A 14,591-nucleotide genomic window follows, 5' to 3' on the forward strand; every position below is an offset into this window, starting at 1 on the left:
AGGAAGATATGTTGAGAAAATTAAACGTAGCCGAAGCCCGGGAGACCCTGCTGAAACGGGCTTCACTGGATGAGGTTGAAGTTTCTCCGGTAGTTCTGGAGCGTACTGCCGGGTTATTGGGTGAGCCTCTTTCGCCGGAGCAAGCCGTGACCCGCATTTTGAAAGATGTGCGCCAGCGCGGGGATACTGCCCTGCGGGAGTGGATGCAAAAACTGGATGGCGTGACATTGAACACATTCCGCGTTCCAAAAGAAGATATTCAATCTGCACTTCAGACCCTGAGCGATGCGCAGTTAAATGCCTTGCGCCTTGCCGCCGAGCGCATTCGCCGGTTTCACCAGGCACAGCCGCTGACTTCCTGGTTAACCCAGTCCCTTGGAGGTACACTGGGACAACTGGTGCGCCCCATTCGCCGGGTAGGAGTGTATGTGCCGGCAGGGAGTGCGCCGCTTCCCTCTTCCGTGCTGATGTCTGTCATTCCGGCACAGGTTGCCGGTGTGCCGGAGATTGTTGTGGTGGCTCCCCCTGTGCGCCAGACCGGGAAAGTGGATCCTGTCATTCTGGCGGCATGTGCGCTGTGCGGGGTGGATGAGGTGTATGCGCTGGGAGGCGCGCAAGCCATTGCTGCTCTGGCTTACGGAACTGAAAGCATCCCTCCGGTAGATAAAATTTTCGGCCCCGGCAACCTCTTTGTGACTCTGGCAAAAAAGCAGGTCTTTGGGGTGGTGGGCATTGATGGACTGGCGGGACCCACGGAGACAATGGTGATTGCCGATGACTCCGCTAACCCGGAGTGGGTGGCGGCAGACTTGCTGGCTCAGGCGGAACATGATCCGCTGGCTTCTGCCATTTTGCTGACCCCCTCAGAATCCCTGATTGCTCAGGTTCAGGAAGCCGTCACCCGTCAATTGCGGGAACGCCAGCGCGCAACTATCATTCAGCAATCACTGGAGTTCCGCAGTGGCGCTGTTCTGACCATTGATCTGGAAGAAGCCGTGCGCATTGCCAATGAGTTTGCCCCTGAGCATCTGTGTTTGTCGGTACGCGATCCCTGGGCGCTTGTCCCAAAGATTAACGCCGCGGGTGGCATTTTTGTTGGCGAACACAGTTTCGAAGTCCTTGGGGACTATGTAGCAGGTCCCAGCCATGTCATGCCTACCGGCAGAACTGCCCGCTTTGCTTCTCCATTGAATGTGTGGGATTTTGTCCATCTGATTCACCTTGTGGCTCTGGATGAAGCCACCACGCAAGAAATTGCCCCGGCAGCATCCGTGATTGCCGAGCGGGAAGGGTTAGATGCACATGCTTTCTCTGCGAGGTGCCGATGTTAAGAGGCTCTTCCCGCTTCAATGATTTTCCCCCTTATACCCCCATTGAGCCGTATGAGGTTCTCTCGGCGCGCATGGGCATCCCGATGGAACGCATTGTCAAACTGGATGCCAACGAGAACCCTTATGGACCCTCGCCAAAGGTGCGGGAAGCGCTGGCGTCTTTGCCGTTTGTGCATATTTACCCGGACCCTGAAAGCCGTTCCCTGCGTCAGGCGTTGGCGGATTTCACCGGAGTACCTGCGGAAAATCTCATGGCAGGGGCAGGCGCTGATGAACTGATTGACCTGATTTTACGGGTCATGATTGAGCCGGGTGATTGTGTGCTGACCTTTCCGCCCACTTTTGGCATGTATGCTTTCGATACCCGTCTGAACGCAGGCCAGGTGGTGGAAATTCCCCGCCGGGCAGATTTTTCCATCGACCTTGAACGGGCGCTCGACGCAGTCAGGCGATATCGCCCGCGGGTGATTTTCCTGACTGCGCCTAACAACCCCGATGGGCAACTCCCCCGTTTCGAAGAGGTGGAGGCATTGCTGGCAGGCGATGCTCTGGTGGTGATTGACGAAGCCTACATCGAATTTGCCAGCGCGGGCGGCAGGCTGGGTGAGCGCTTGAGCCGCATTCGGCAGGTGGTTGAGCGGGAAAATCTGGTTGTGCTGCGCACCTTCAGCAAATGGGCGGGGCTGGCGGGGTTGCGGGTTGGTTATGGCGCTTTTCCAAACTGGCTCCTGCCAGTGCTGTGGAAAGCCAAACAGCCCTATAACGTCAACGTTGCCGCCTCTGCTGCCGCGCTTGCCTCATTGCAGGATCTGGACTATCTGGCGGAAAATGTGGAAAAGATTCGCCAGCAGCGTCAGGACCTCTTTGAGCAACTATCTGCCGTTTCTTTCCTGCAGCCTGTGCCTTCAGATGCCAATTTCATCCTTTGCAGGGTGGAAGGAAAAGATGCGCGCGGACTGAAGCAGTCCCTGATGCAAGGGGGAATTTTCATCCGTTATTACGATACCCCTCTCTTGCGGAATTTCATCCGTATTTCTGTCGGACGTCCACAGGATCATGAGGTGTTGATGGACGCGCTCCGCCGATTGGCATAACAGGAGGAACTTATGAAATGTGCCATTGTAGTTTTTGAAGGCTTTTCCAGTCTGGATTTTTACATGTTCGTAGAGCCGCTTCTTTCCCGCAAAAACACGGCTCTGAAAGCGCTGGATATTTGTGCCCGGGTGGGGGAGGTATACGACTCCAGTGATTTGCACGTCTTTGCTTCCCGAATTGCTCCGGATTTGTCCGGTTACGATTGGGTGGTCGTCCCCGGCGGGGAAGGGGTCTGGGCGTTGCTCGACAACCCTGCTTTCCTGCGCTGGTTGGGCACAGCCGCCGATGCCGGGCACATTGTTGCGTTCCGGGAAGGAATTTTGCTGGCATCAGCGGCAGGGTTAATGAGAGGCAAAACCGTTGCATCGCTTCCCGGGTGGGAGGAGCGGCTTCGGCAGTCAGGCGCGATTCCCGTGGTGCAATCCAGCACCATGGATGCCGGTTGCCTCACCGCCGTAGACCGTCAGGCAGTGCTGGCGCTCGGGGAAGCCATTGCCTCGTCCATTGCCCTGAATCAACCTCTCCGTCTGATTCAGGGCGGCTCGGGTGAAGCTGTCTTCTCCTCACGTGAAGTCACCGTAGAGCGCAAAACGGGCGAGACGCAGGTACAGGTACGCCTGAATCTGGATGGCAGTGGAAAGTGCCAGGTCCAAACCGGGTTGGGTTTCTTAAACCACATGCTGGAGCAGGTTGCCGTTCACGGTCTGTTTGATCTGACGCTTCAAGCCAGCGGTGACTTGCAGGTTGATCCGCACCACACGGTAGAAGATGTCGCACTTACGTTGGGCATGGCATTTCAGCAAGCCCTGGGGGAACGGAAAGGCATCGTGCGTATGGCATCGTTTACAACACCGATGGATGAAAGCCTGGCGTTTGTGGCGCTGGATTTTTCCGGCAGACCATTCTGTGTCTTTGATACCGTCTGGACTGCCCCGGAGGTGGGCGGAATTCCTGTGACATTAATTGAACATTTCTTCCAGAGTTTTGCCCAGATGGCTCGCTGTACCCTGCATGCCCGGGTACAGTATGGAAAAGATAATCATCACAAAGCCGAAGCGCTTTTCAAAGCCTTTGCCCGGGCATTAACCCAGGCTGTCCAGGTGGATGCCCGGCGTCAGGGTAAAGTGCCCTCCAGTAAGGGGATGCTGGTTTAGGGGATGGAGGGACAATGTCCGAAGTCATTCTGATTGACGCGGGAACGGGCAATTTGCGTTCTGTTGCCAATGCCCTGCTCCGCCTGAATGTCTCCCTTCGGGTAACCCAGAGCCCTGCCGATTGGAAGGGTCAGCGAGCAGTATTGCCGGGGGTGGGAGCCTTTTCAGCCTTCATGGAGGGTTTACGTCAAAACGGCTGGATTGAGGTGCTGAATGAACATGTTCAGCGCAGATATCCACTGCTGGGAATTTGCGTAGGGATGCAGGCACTTTTTCAATGGAGTGAGGAGGGCGGACAGGTCGCCGGACTGGGCTTGTTGCCCGGACAGGTGAAGCGTTTTCCCTCCCTCGAAGGATTGAAAATTCCTCACACCGGCTGGAATCAGTTGCGGTTTTGCCGTCCTTCGGGTTTGTTTCAAAACCTGACTGAAGGCGAGTATGTGTATTTCAACCATTCTTATTACTGTGTGCCGGAGCGAGAGGAAGATTGCATTGCCCGGACAGATTATGGCTTAACCTTTTGCAGCGCAGTGCAGCGAGATGCTCTTTGGGGAGTGCAGTTTCATCCTGAAAAGAGCCAGACCGTTGGTAAACAGATTCTGGAGAATTTCTTGAGCCTATGAACGCATCCTTCACTATTTTTCCCGCCATTGATTTGCGCGCCGGACAGGTGGTGCGGTTGCAAGAAGGCGATCCGGCGCGCCAAACCGTGTTCAGCCATGATCCTGCAGAAATGGCGTATCGTTTCCTCAGCCAGGGCGCGCGCTGGCTTCACGTGGTCAATCTGGATGGAGCATTTGGTGAGGAGCGCTCGGCGCGCCAGAATCTGCGTGCCATCGAACAGATGCTGGAAATCACACCGGAATTTTCTGCCAGTTTGCAGACAGGCGGGGGCATGCGTTCGCTCCAGTCCATCCGAGAGTTGCTCGTCCGTGGCGTTCGGCGGGTTGTGGTTGGAACGATGGCAATGGAACGCCCTGATTTGCTGGAACAAGCCATCCGGGAATGGGGAGCCGAACGCATTGCCGTCAGCCTGGACGCGCGCGGCGGAATGGTGTATGTACGCGGATGGCAGGAAAGCGGGGGAATTTCAGTTGAAGATGCTGCCCGTCTCATTCAATCCTGTGGGGTTCGCTGGGTGGTGTTCACCGATATTTCCCGGGATGGTATGCAAACCGGACTGGCGCTGGAGCAGGCGAGCGCTCTGGCTGACAGGTTTGGTTTTCAGGTGATTGCCTCAGGGGGAGCGCGCAGTCTTGAGGATGTGCGCCAGGCTCGTGAGCGGGGACTGGCTGGGGTAATTCTCGGGCGCGCGCTTTACGAAGGGGCAATTCTGCTGGAAGAGGTATTGCAGGAGGAAAGATGTTAGCCCGACGCATCATCCCGTGTATGGATATTGCCAACGGACGTATTGTCAAGGGGGTGAACTTTGTTAACCTGCGGGATGCCGGAGATCCGGTGGAGCAGGCACAGATCTATGATCAGGCAGGCGCCGATGAACTGGCGTTTCTGGATATTTCTGCCACGCAGGAAGGGCGGGAAACCGTGCTGGACATGGTGCGCCGTGTTGCCGATGTTGTTTTTTTGCCTTTTACCGTGGGGGGAGGTATCCGCACGGTGGAAGATGTCCGCCGCATCCTGCTGGCAGGCGCCGATAAAGTGACCATCAACTCTGCGGCAGTGCGCAACCCGGATTTGATCAGCGAATGCGCCGACCGCTTTGGCAGTCAATGCATTGTTCTGGCGGTGGATGCCCGGCGGGTCACTCCACTCGCGGAGCCCCCCCGCTGGGAGGTGGTGATTCAGGGAGGGCGCGTGCCCACTGGCAGAGATGTTCTGGAATGGGTTGTAGAAGGGGTGGAACGCGGCGCAGGGGAAATTCTCCTGACCAGCATGGATGCCGATGGCACACGTCAGGGGTTCGACCTTTTACTCACCCGCCAGGTGGCTGAAGCAGTCTCCGTGCCGGTCATTGCCTCTGGTGGGGCAGGAGCCATAGAGCATTTTGCCCGGGTATTGACCGAAGGCAAAGCGGATGCTGCGCTGGCGGCTTCGCTCTTCCATGATGGGTTTTTGCGCATTCCTGAATTAAAACAAGCCCTGTGGGAACAGGGTATTCCCGTGCGGAGGGTCCAGGGATGAAGGAAATTCGTTTCGATGAACGTGGGCTTATCCCTGCTGTTGTGCAGGATGCCCGCACCGGTCAGGTGTTAACCCTGGCGTACATGAACCGCGAATCGTTGCAGAAGACCCTTGAACTGGGTGAGACGGTGTTCTGGTCGCGCAGTCGCCAGCAATTATGGCACAAAGGGGAAACTTCCGGGAACACTCAGCGAGTGGTAAAAATTATGCTGGATTGCGATGGCGATGCGCTACTGGTTCAGGTCATCCCATCGGGACCGGCATGTCATACCGGGGCGGTTTCGTGCTTTTTTCAAAATCTGGAGGGAGAATGAACATACAGGAACTGTACAGGATTATTTGTGAGCGCCGCGATCACCCTGTGCCGCAATCCTATACAGCAAAGTTACTGGCGCAGGGGGAAGATGAAATCCTCAAAAAAATTGGGGAAGAAGCCGTCGAGGTGATTCTGGCAGGAAAAGCCCAGGGAGATCAGCGGTTAATTGAAGAGATTGCCGACCTGACTTACCATACCCTTGTTTTACTGGCAAGCCGGGGACTTACCCCTCAACAGATAGCCAATGAACTGGAGAAACGTCATCGGACTCCCCGTTGATGGAGTACCGCATCGGGCAATAAAAGACCCCACCGTGCCGTGTGCTGCGAAGTTTTGAACCTGCTTTCGCAGGTGGGAGCCGCCCCGGTGGCTTTGCCTTGGCCTAAGCCTATCGCATCGCGCCCGTGAGATTGGCTCCCTTTTTATAGGTGTTGGCTCAAAACCGGTTTTGCGGCATCACGAGCACAGCAGGGCTGATGTAAAGATACCACAATTTAACGGGTTTGGGTAGGTAAAAATTAAGAGCGTCAAGTTACTCTGAGCGAATTTCTCCCCGTAAACGCGCTAATTGCAATTCCAGTTCCTCGCGGCGTTTCTGTGCCGCTTCTTCGACTTCGCGCTTGACCTCTTCTACGTATTCACGGGCTTCTTCGCGAAGTTGTCGCCCAGAAGCCGGGGCTAACAGCAAACCCAGCGCAGCGCCTAAAACCGCGCCGGTTAAAAATCCTAAAACAAGGTTAACTGCTCGGGACATATGTACCACCTCCTCATTATTATTTTACCAAATTCAGTTTGCGAAAGAGAACAGGTGCGAATACGGAAACCCAACTGCCAATCAAAGCATAACGGATATACCGCAGTATATAACTGATGGCGCTGGCATCATCGGGGAAAATTTTACCCAGCCCGTACCACAGAATGATTAAGCCTGCCAGTCCCAGCAGGTATCGCAGAAGGCGTTGTTCCCAGGTGCCTCCGGCAGGTATCCTTCCCCGGCGAATGAGCCATGCCGAGCCCGTTCCAAACCCAAACAGGATTCCTCCCAGCGTGAATCCACCTTCGATATTGCGTGGATCAATGGGAGTGTCGGGAGTTTGTTGTTGTGCCGTCTTCACCCATTCGGCAGGGAGCGTCCAGTCTCCTAACAGGACGTTGCTCAGGGTGATTCCGGCAATCACCACAAGGGAAGCAAGAAAAATCACCATGCCAAGATTGCGCAGGGATTGGCGGCCTGCCCAGCGGAGAATCGCGGGTTCCAGTCGAACAAACAGCCAGACGAGAACAGCCCCAATTGCCCAGCCAGCCAGCACATCCCCGGCAAAATGCATTCCCAGATAGATGCGTGAAAGCCCGATTAATACGATGATTGCGAGACTCAACCACCGAAACCAGCGCCAGATGACCTGTGTGGATGCCAGCCCCCACAGAGCCGCGGCGTTCTGGGCGTGCCCTGAGGGCATCCCGAAGGAGGTCTCGCTGGAAAGCGCTTTCACCTCGGTGCTGACCCAGTACGGACGCGGCGCATGGAATGCCAGTTTTGCCATCCCGTTCACCCAGTTGGTCAGTACCAGCATCCAGCCCAGTCGCATGCCCAGTCTGGGGTCAACGCTCCAGTACAGCGCCGGCATAACGATGAGAAAAAATTCTTCTGTCCCCAGGAAAGAGAAAAACTGCATGATCGGGGCAAGCCATATACCCAGCGACTGAAAGAACAGATTAATGGGGATTTGAAGGTTTTCTAACATGGGATGTTTCCTCAGCAGAGATTGTCTAAGTCGTTGACGGAACCGTTTAACGTATTGTACACTGAGAATATGCGTGAGACGAAAGAACGGATGTGGGATTTTCCGGCAGGCGTGCTGTTCTGGCTGGCGCTTTTCTTTGCGGCTGTGCGGGTGCAAACCACCAACTGGACGGTGAATCTGGGATTAATTCAGGTTGAAGTCTTCCTTTCTGTGACGATCGGTTTAGCCCTGGGGGCAAGCCGTTTTCATCCGCGTTGGAGCACCCTGATGGGGTTTATCTATACCATAACAATTCTTCCATGGACGCTGGCGGGGCTTTTACGTGCGGAAACCTGGCTGGACCGGGTGTTAATCATGGGAAGCCGCCTGCAGAGCGCCATCGTATCGATTGTTCAAAACCAGCCGGTGCGCGATCCTTTCTTTTTTCTGGGATTGATGTGTTTGATTTTCTGGCTGGCGGGAATCATTGGGGGGTATCAACTTGCCCGGTATGGACGTCCCTGGGTGGGATTGAGCCTGGCAGGGATCATGGTGCTGATCGTGGATTATTCCTTCGAAATGTATGCCGCACCCGATACCGGTTCCGCGTTCAGTTTTCTGTACTTTCTGGTAGCGCTGATCCTCATTGGACGGGTCTTTTATGTGAATGCCCATTCCGAATGGAAACGGCGCGGTGAAATGGTGGAAAGCGAAGTGGGTTTTGATATCAGCCGGGGGGCGGCGCTGGTGGCGTTGTTGCTGGTTTTAATGGGCTGGTACAGTCCTGCAGTGGTAAACTCTTTCATCCCCGGAACCAGAGAACAGCGCGAACTCTCCCAGCGCTTCAGCCGATTCCGCGAGCGCATTTCCAACGCGGTATTTTCGCTTAACAGCCCGGCACCGGTGTATGTCGAAAGTCTGGGAGAAACGCTGGCGCTGGGGCAGGGTTCTGAATTGAGCGATGATGAAGTCCTGCGCATCAAAACCGAACGCGGCAGGCTGGCAGGAGGGCGTTTTTACTGGGCGGGGCGCATCTATGATTCCTATCTGGATGGACAGTGGGTGGCAACCGATGTTTCCCCTCAGGGTTTCGGGGCAGGGTATGCGCTGGCTGAATATAACTGGGAAGGGCGTACTGAAATCGGGGTTGACATCACTAATCGCATTTCTCTTTTGCGTACGCTGTATTTTCCGGGTGCCCCCGTGTCTATCAACCGGGTGGTCACGGCAATGGTGGGCCCGGATGGCACAGATGGGCCCGATATCACCGCCTTGATTCTGGATCCACCTCTGGGGGCAGGTGAGTCTTACTCTCTGCGGGTCTCAGTGCCGGTTCCTACTCAGATCCAGTTACAAGCCTCAGCGGATCTTCCTTACCCCGATTGGGTAAAAGAACGCTTTTTGCAATTACCTCCCGATTTTTCGCCGCGCATTCAGCGTCTGGCGATGCAGATTACTGCGGACGCGAATACTCCCTTTGAAAAAGCAGATGCCATTACCCGCTGGTTGCGCACCAGCATTAACTATCAAACCGTCATCCCGCCGATTCCCGAAAATGCAGATCCCATGGAGTGGTTTTTGTTTGATTATCGGGCGGGATTTTGTAATTACTATGCCACTGCTGAGGTATTGATGCTGCGCGCTGTGGGAGTGCCAGCAAGGATGGTGGTGGGTTATGCCGAGGGTACGTATCTGCGCGATGAAGAAGTCTTCTCGGTGATTGGCAAGGATTATCATGCCTGGCCCGAGGTGTATTTCCCCGGCGTAGGATGGGTGCCTTTCGAGCCTACGGCATCACAACCCGAGTTGCGCTTTTCTCTGGGGGAAGGTGAACCTTCGCCGGGAGGTGCTATCATCCCGCCCACGCCGGTTATCCCCAGCGGAGCAGGTCCGGTGGGTGAGGTTGAGCCTCCGACTCTTCTCGAAGAACCGCCTACCCCTGCAGAGGTAGCAGGGCGCTGGTTGAGCGTTCTTCTGGGAGTGGCGGCGGCAACCGCGCTGGCACTGGGTCTGCGCCGCTGGCAAACCACCATTTTGAAAGAAACCCCCTTCCCGGTTTGGCTGGAACGGGTGCTGGAAAAACGCGGTTTCCACCCCCCTGCATGGCTGAAACGCTGGTCAGAGCGTGTTGTACGCACGCCCATGGAACGGCTTTTTGCCGTTGTCCCCGAAATGTTGAGCGTATGGGGAATCCCCCCGAAAGTCGAAATGACCCCTGCCGAGCAGGTGGCGCGCCTGAAAAATGTTTTACCAGAACTGGCTGAACAGGCTCAGGTGTTGCTGGAGGAATATCAGTTCGCCATGTATAGTCAGCGGAGATATAATATATCTCGGGCTCGTCAAGCCGCCGCAACATTGCGGTTACGCGGGTATCAACGCTGGATTGCGCGGCTGATGGGAATTCAGTGAAGCGGAGAGGTCTTCCTTGATTAGTTCTCTGACAACATCCACACTGGTATCGCTGGATGCGCAGTTAGCCGCGCTTATCGCGCTGTTTAATGAAGTTCATTCCTACATTTCCGTACACCGCCCCGCTTTTATCCCCGACCGTGTCTATCAGGCGGTGGGGGAGATGGCGAAAGAACTCCCTGAATTACGCAAACAGGTCAACGCGCTGGAAGGGGAGTGGCGTAACCTGCGCGCTCTGGCGCAGGTGGGACAGGTAGTTAATTCCTCGCTCGAACTGGATCAGGTCTTGCAGGTGGTGATGGACACCATCATCCGCCTGACCGGTGCGGAGCGGGGCTTTTTGATGATGCGCAACGCACACTCCGGCGAACTGGAAGTGCTCATCGGGCGAAACTGGGATCGGGAAACCCTCTCCAAATCTGAGTTTGCTGTCAGCCGCACGATTATCAATCGGGTGATCCGGGAAGGACAACCCATCCTGACCACGGATGCGCAGGAAGATCCCCGCTTTCACACCCAGGATAGCGTTATTTCTCATAATCTACGGGCTATCCTGTGCGTGCCTTTGTGGGTCAAACAGGAACTGGTGGGAGTTATCTATGCCGATAACCGCGTGCGCAGTGGGGTGTTTACCCGCCGTCATCTTGAATTGCTCACGGGATTTGCCCATCAGGCGGCGGTTGCCATCGAGAATGCCCGTCTGTTTGCCTCGGTTCGCCAGACCCTGGATCAGGTTACCCAGTTGAAAACCCTGATGGACAATGTCCTGGCGTCCATTCCCAGTGGAGTGATTACCACCGACCCGGATAAACGCATTTTGCTGTGCAACCGCGCTGCCGCAGAAATTCTTCACCAGCCCATATCTGCTCTCGAAGGGGCAAACCTCACCACCATCTTGCCCGCGCTGGATGAACATGTTCATCAAGTGTTACGGTTTGGACACACCGTGATGGGTTTAGAGATTTTCCCCGAATTGAAGGGCAAAGGACGGGTGGCATTGCGGTTTAATCTCTCCCCTTTACGCAATGAACAGAAAGTTTTACAGGGTGTTGCCATTGTAGTGGAAGACCTGACCGAACAGCGCCGCCTTGAAGCCCAGCAGAGGCTGTTTGAACGCATGGTTTCTCCAGCGGTGATTGAACAGATTGACACTGAAGAAATCAAGCCCGGCGGGCAGAAGCGAGAAATCACTACCCTTTTTGCCGATATTCGCGGATTTACCAGTTATGGCGAAATGGTCTCGCCGGAAGAACTGGTGCAGGTGCTTAACCGTTATCTGGGGCTGGCAGCGGAGATCATTCTTGCCGAAGGGGGCACGGTGGATAAATTCCTCGGCGATGCTGTCATGGCATGGTTCAATGCCCCTGTGCCTCAACCCGATCATGCCTTACGGGCGGTTCGGGCGGGGCTTCGTCTGAAGGAAGCCGTGGAACGGTTGAATCGAGAAATGCCTGTGGCGGCAAAACTCTCTTTTGGTGTGGGAATTCATACAGGCGAAGCCGTTCTGGGGTTGATCGGTACCGAAAAACGCATGGACTACACTGCCATTGGTGATTGTGTGAACACTGCCAGGCGTATTCAGGAAAACGCCAGTGCGGGGCAGGTGCTTATCAGCCGCAGTGTGTACCAGCGGATTGCCGATTCTGTCGAGGTGGGTGGGGTTTTCCCCATCCAGGCGTATGGGAAGCGTCAACCGGTAGTGGTAGTAGAAGTGTTAAAATTAAAGTCGTGAGGGTGTGGATTGAAAATAGATTTACATGTTCATTGTAGCGAACGTTCCTCTTGTGCGGTCAGCGATGCAGACAGTCAAATTCGCGCCGCAATTGAAATGGGGCTGGATGCCCTGGCATTTACCGATCATTTTCGGCTGGTTCCCCCCGATGAGTTAATTGCCCTGAATGAGCGCTTTGCTCCCTTTCGGGTATACAGCGGGATTGAAATTACCGCAGATAAAGAAGACTGGCTTGTCTTTGGCATTCAAGATCCAAAAATTGAACGCCGTTTATGGACTTACCCGGATTTGTGGAATTTTGTACGGGAACGTCAGGGTGTGATGATTTTAGCCCATCCCTTCCGCTGGGAGCCGCTCATTCACGTGGATCTGGCGACCTATCCCCCCGACGGGGTGGAGTTTCGTTCGCACAATACACCTGCTGAACGGGAAGAGGAAATTATCCGGCTGGCTTGCCAGTATGGTCTGGGGCTGTTTCAAAATTCTGACTCTCACCATGTCCGGATGATTGGACAGTTCTACAATGACCTTCCCGGCAGACCGGACAGCGAATCATCTCTGCTGGAAAGTTTACGGGCATTAAAAGCCCTGACCCCCTGTGCAGAAAAGCAACGGAGATGAGGGGGATGCCTCATCTCCGTTGAGGTTAGAATCGCAACGCCCAGATCAGCCACAGAATGATCATCACCACGCCGATACCGGCGCGAATCAACACGGCGCTGCCGCATCCCAACGCCATTCCCGTGGTAGTGTCCAGGGCTTTCCGCCAGTCCCGTTGTCGGTAGTACTCCAATCCGAATAACCCCAGCAGGGCAGCAATCACTCCGCCGAAGGGGGGAAACACAATACTGCCCACAATGCCTAAAACCAGTGCCACCAGGATAGTCGTCCAGGGAGCGCCTTTCTGTCGGGCGCTGGCGCCCATGATGAAGTTATCAATGACGCTCCCCACCAGCATCAGCACAGTCATGACTGCAAAGAAAACCCATCCGGCTGATGAGAAGCCCTCAACGATGCCAAACACCAGCGCAGCAACCCAGATGATAACCAGACCGGGCAGGATGGGAATAATCAGTCCCATCAATCCGAAGAGCATCACCGAGAGGATGATGGCGTAGAAAGAGTACCTTAACAGTTCGTTGAATTCCATAGGATTATTCCGGGCGGATAATGTCCACCCCGCCCATCCATGGACGGAGCACTTCGGGAACAACGATAGAGCCGTCGGCTTGCTGATAGTTTTCCATTACCGCAATCAGCGTGCGCGGTAAGCCCAGCCCCGAACCGTTCAACGTGTGCAAAAGGCGCGGTTTTCCGCCATCTTCCGGGCGGTACTTAATGCCCGCGCGGCGCGCCTGGAAATCTGTATCGTTTGACACCGAAGAAACTTCCAGCCACTCGCCGCAACCGGGCGCCCAAACCTCTAAATCGTAGGTGATTGCCGCGCCAAAGCCCAGATCGCCGGTGCATAATTGCACCACGCGATAAGCCAGCCCCAGTTCGGCGCAGGTTTGTTCGGCATCTGCCAGCATCTTTTGCAATTCGTTCATGGAGTCTTCCGGCTTGCTGTAAATGTACATTTCCACCTTGTCGAACTGATGCCCGCGTTTAATGCCACGCACATCGCGTCCGGCGCTCATCTTCTCCCGGCGGAAGCAGGGGGTGTAAGCGGTGTAGCGCAGAGGCAGTTGTTTTTCTTCCAGCACTTCACCCATGTGCAAGCCCGTCAGCGGAACTTCAGCGGTGGGCACCATCCACAGGTCTTCCTCGATGTCGTGGTAAAGGTTGTCGCGGAACTTGGGGAGTTGTCCGGAGGCGTACAGGGTATCGCCTTTGACCATGAAGGGCAGGTAGGCTTCGCGGTATCCCTGCCGGATGTGCAGATCGAGCATCCAGGCAATCAGAGCGCGTTGCAGGCGCGCGCCTGCGCCGCTCAGCACGTAGAAACGCGAGCCAGTAATTTTTACCCCGCGCTCGAAGTCCAGGATTCCCAGTTTCGGTCCCAATTCCCAGTGGGGCAGGGGGGTGAAGTCAAAAGATTTAGGGGTTCCCACGGTCTTAATGACCTGATTTTGATGTTCGCTTTCCCCGATGGGAATCTCTGGCAGGGGGAGATTGGGAATCTGCGCCAGGGTGCTTTCCAGTTCTTCTTCAATCTTACGCACCGATTCGTCCAGGGCAGTGATTTCATCGCCAACCCGGCGCATGGCTTCGATTTTTGCCTGCCGTTCGGCAGGGTCTTTGGTTTTGCCAATTTCTTTGGATACACTGTTGCGTTCGGCTTTCAGCGCTTCTACCCGTGTCAGCGTGGCACGGCGTTGCTGGTCCAGTTCAATCACACGGTCCACGATGTCCGGGTCCATTTGACGATGGCGCAAAGCCTCACGGACTACTTCCGGGGTTTCCCGAAACAGGTTGATATCTAACATCAGCACCTCCGCTTAAAAAGGATGGTTGTAAATCAAACGCCCCCATCGCGTTGCAGGACGAGGGGGGCGCTCGTGGTGCCACCTGCTTTTGCTGTGAGAAAAGTCACAGCCTCTTTGTGCCGATAACGGGATGCGCCGGTCTTCTTACAGCCCTTCGGGCTCCTGCGAAGACGATCTGTCGCTGAAAGTTCAGCGACTGCCGGGGTGGAGAGTGTTTCCCATCCTGCCGCTTCGCACCATCCGCGGCTCTCTGCAAGGT

General features: G+C 55.3%; 13 protein-coding genes, 1 other RNA gene and 2 pseudogenes. 11 read left to right on the forward strand and 5 right to left on the reverse strand.

Going from position 1 to position 14,591, the window contains the following annotated elements; all coding sequences use genetic code 11:
* Nucleotides 1-8 precede the first annotated feature (8 nt).
* From hisD to hisIE, 8 genes and pseudogenes are all read left to right on the forward strand, one after another.
* Entirely contained in the window at nt 9-1,331 is a 1,323-nt protein-coding gene (gene hisD, locus LHF31_RS11480; RefSeq protein ID WP_298004574.1) for a histidinol dehydrogenase, read from the forward strand.
* Nucleotides 1,325-2,425 carry a histidinol-phosphate transaminase gene (hisC, locus tag LHF31_RS11485; RefSeq protein ID WP_298004571.1) on the forward strand — a complete coding sequence of 367 codons (1,101 nt, stop codon included), beginning with the start codon at nt 1,325-1,327 and terminating at the stop codon, nt 2,423-2,425. Before hisD ends, hisC begins: the two co-directional genes overlap by 7 nt.
* A 12-nt stretch (nt 2,426-2,437) precedes the next feature.
* Nucleotides 2,438-2,908, forward strand: a pseudogene (locus LHF31_RS14680) (DJ-1/PfpI family protein); the annotation flags it as partial.
* Between the two features lie 48 nt (nt 2,909-2,956).
* Nucleotides 2,957-3,580, forward strand: a complete 624-nt coding sequence (gene hisB, locus LHF31_RS14685; RefSeq protein WP_363324756.1) for an imidazoleglycerol-phosphate dehydratase HisB — start codon at nt 2,957-2,959, stop codon at nt 3,578-3,580.
* 14 nt (nt 3,581-3,594) lie between these two features.
* Nucleotides 3,595-4,203, forward strand: coding sequence for an imidazole glycerol phosphate synthase subunit HisH (gene hisH / locus LHF31_RS11495; RefSeq protein WP_298004566.1), 609 nt, complete (start codon nt 3,595-3,597; stop codon nt 4,201-4,203).
* The gene (hisA, locus tag LHF31_RS11500) at nt 4,200-4,949 is read left to right on the forward strand and encodes a 1-(5-phosphoribosyl)-5-[(5-phosphoribosylamino)methylideneamino]imidazole-4-carboxamide isomerase (protein WP_298004564.1); all 750 of its coding nucleotides are present in this window, start codon (nt 4,200-4,202) and stop codon (nt 4,947-4,949) included. The genes hisH and hisA overlap by 4 nt, the downstream gene beginning before the upstream one ends.
* Nucleotides 4,943-5,722, forward strand: a complete 780-nt coding sequence (hisF, locus tag LHF31_RS11505) for an imidazole glycerol phosphate synthase subunit HisF (RefSeq protein WP_298004560.1) — start codon at nt 4,943-4,945, stop codon at nt 5,720-5,722. The genes hisA and hisF overlap by 7 nt, the downstream gene beginning before the upstream one ends.
* Nucleotides 5,719-6,317 (forward strand): annotated as a pseudogene (gene hisIE, locus LHF31_RS14690) (bifunctional phosphoribosyl-AMP cyclohydrolase/phosphoribosyl-ATP diphosphatase HisIE). The gene hisF and the pseudogene hisIE overlap by 4 nt, the downstream one beginning before the upstream one ends.
* Nucleotides 6,318-6,339: 22 nt before the next feature.
* Here hisIE and ssrS read toward each other — a convergent pair.
* The 3 genes from ssrS to LHF31_RS11530 all read right to left on the reverse strand — a co-directional run bounded on the left by ssrS (nt 6,340) and on the right by LHF31_RS11530 (nt 7,783).
* A non-coding RNA gene (gene ssrS, locus LHF31_RS11520) (6S RNA) lies at nt 6,340-6,515 on the reverse strand.
* A gap of 55 nt (nt 6,516-6,570) precedes the next feature.
* Nucleotides 6,571-6,792, reverse strand: coding sequence for a YtxH domain-containing protein (locus LHF31_RS11525; RefSeq protein WP_298004550.1), 222 nt, complete (start codon nt 6,790-6,792; stop codon nt 6,571-6,573).
* 19 nt (nt 6,793-6,811) lie between these two features.
* A complete protein-coding gene (locus LHF31_RS11530) occupies nt 6,812-7,783 on the reverse strand; it encodes a phosphatase PAP2 family protein (RefSeq protein ID WP_298004547.1) in 972 nt (323 codons plus the stop codon).
* A 69-nt stretch (nt 7,784-7,852) separates the two neighbouring features.
* On the opposite strand from LHF31_RS11530, the gene LHF31_RS11535 reads away from it, so the two are divergent.
* From LHF31_RS11535 to LHF31_RS11545, 3 genes are read left to right on the forward strand one after another with little or no spacing between them, the layout of a single operon-like run.
* Nucleotides 7,853-10,171: a transglutaminase domain-containing protein gene (locus LHF31_RS11535; protein WP_298004544.1), complete on the forward strand. Its 2,319-nt coding sequence runs from the start codon at nt 7,853-7,855 to the stop codon at nt 10,169-10,171.
* Nucleotides 10,172-10,187: 16 nt separating this feature from the next.
* Entirely contained in the window at nt 10,188-11,903 is a 1,716-nt protein-coding gene (locus LHF31_RS11540; protein ID WP_298004540.1) for an adenylate/guanylate cyclase domain-containing protein, read from the forward strand.
* A gap of 9 nt (nt 11,904-11,912) precedes the next feature.
* Nucleotides 11,913-12,524, forward strand: a complete 612-nt coding sequence (locus tag LHF31_RS11545; protein WP_298004537.1) for a PHP domain-containing protein — start codon at nt 11,913-11,915, stop codon at nt 12,522-12,524.
* A gap of 25 nt (nt 12,525-12,549) precedes the next feature.
* Here LHF31_RS11545 and LHF31_RS11550 read toward each other — a convergent pair whose 3' ends face one another.
* Nucleotides 12,550-13,053: a DUF456 domain-containing protein gene (locus tag LHF31_RS11550; RefSeq protein ID WP_298004534.1), complete on the reverse strand. Its 504-nt coding sequence runs from the start codon at nt 13,051-13,053 to the stop codon at nt 12,550-12,552.
* 4 nt (nt 13,054-13,057) lie between these two features.
* Nucleotides 13,058-14,332 (reverse strand): serine--tRNA ligase, encoded by a 1,275-nt coding sequence (gene serS / locus LHF31_RS11555; RefSeq protein WP_303774243.1) that lies wholly within the window; start codon nt 14,330-14,332, stop codon nt 13,058-13,060.
* Nucleotides 14,333-14,591 lie beyond the last annotated feature (259 nt).

The sequence above is a fragment of the Anaerolinea thermophila genome (assembly GCF_020723905.1).
GTDB classification, from domain to species: domain Bacteria; phylum Chloroflexota; class Anaerolineae; order Anaerolineales; family Anaerolineaceae; genus Anaerolinea; species Anaerolinea thermophila_A.

Coding starts and splice junctions, on each gene's coding strand:
- hisD (WP_298004574.1), top strand. CDS start 9: ATGTTGAGAAAATTAAACGTAGCCGAAGCCCGGGAGACCCTGCTGAAA.
- hisC (WP_298004571.1), top strand. CDS start 1,325: ATGTTAAGAGGCTCTTCCCGCTTCAATGATTTTCCCCCTTATACCCCC.
- hisH (WP_298004566.1), top strand. CDS start 3,595: ATGTCCGAAGTCATTCTGATTGACGCGGGAACGGGCAATTTGCGTTCT.
- hisA (WP_298004564.1), top strand. CDS start 4,200: ATGAACGCATCCTTCACTATTTTTCCCGCCATTGATTTGCGCGCCGGA.
- hisF (WP_298004560.1), top strand. CDS start 4,943: ATGTTAGCCCGACGCATCATCCCGTGTATGGATATTGCCAACGGACGT.
- LHF31_RS11525 (WP_298004550.1), bottom strand. CDS start 6,792: ATGTCCCGAGCAGTTAACCTTGTTTTAGGATTTTTAACCGGCGCGGTT.
- LHF31_RS11530 (WP_298004547.1), bottom strand. CDS start 7,783: ATGTTAGAAAACCTTCAAATCCCCATTAATCTGTTCTTTCAGTCGCTG.
- LHF31_RS11535 (WP_298004544.1), top strand. CDS start 7,853: ATGCGTGAGACGAAAGAACGGATGTGGGATTTTCCGGCAGGCGTGCTG.
- LHF31_RS11550 (WP_298004534.1), bottom strand. CDS start 13,053: ATGGAATTCAACGAACTGTTAAGGTACTCTTTCTACGCCATCATCCTC.
- serS (WP_303774243.1), bottom strand. CDS start 14,332: ATGTTAGATATCAACCTGTTTCGGGAAACCCCGGAAGTAGTCCGTGAG.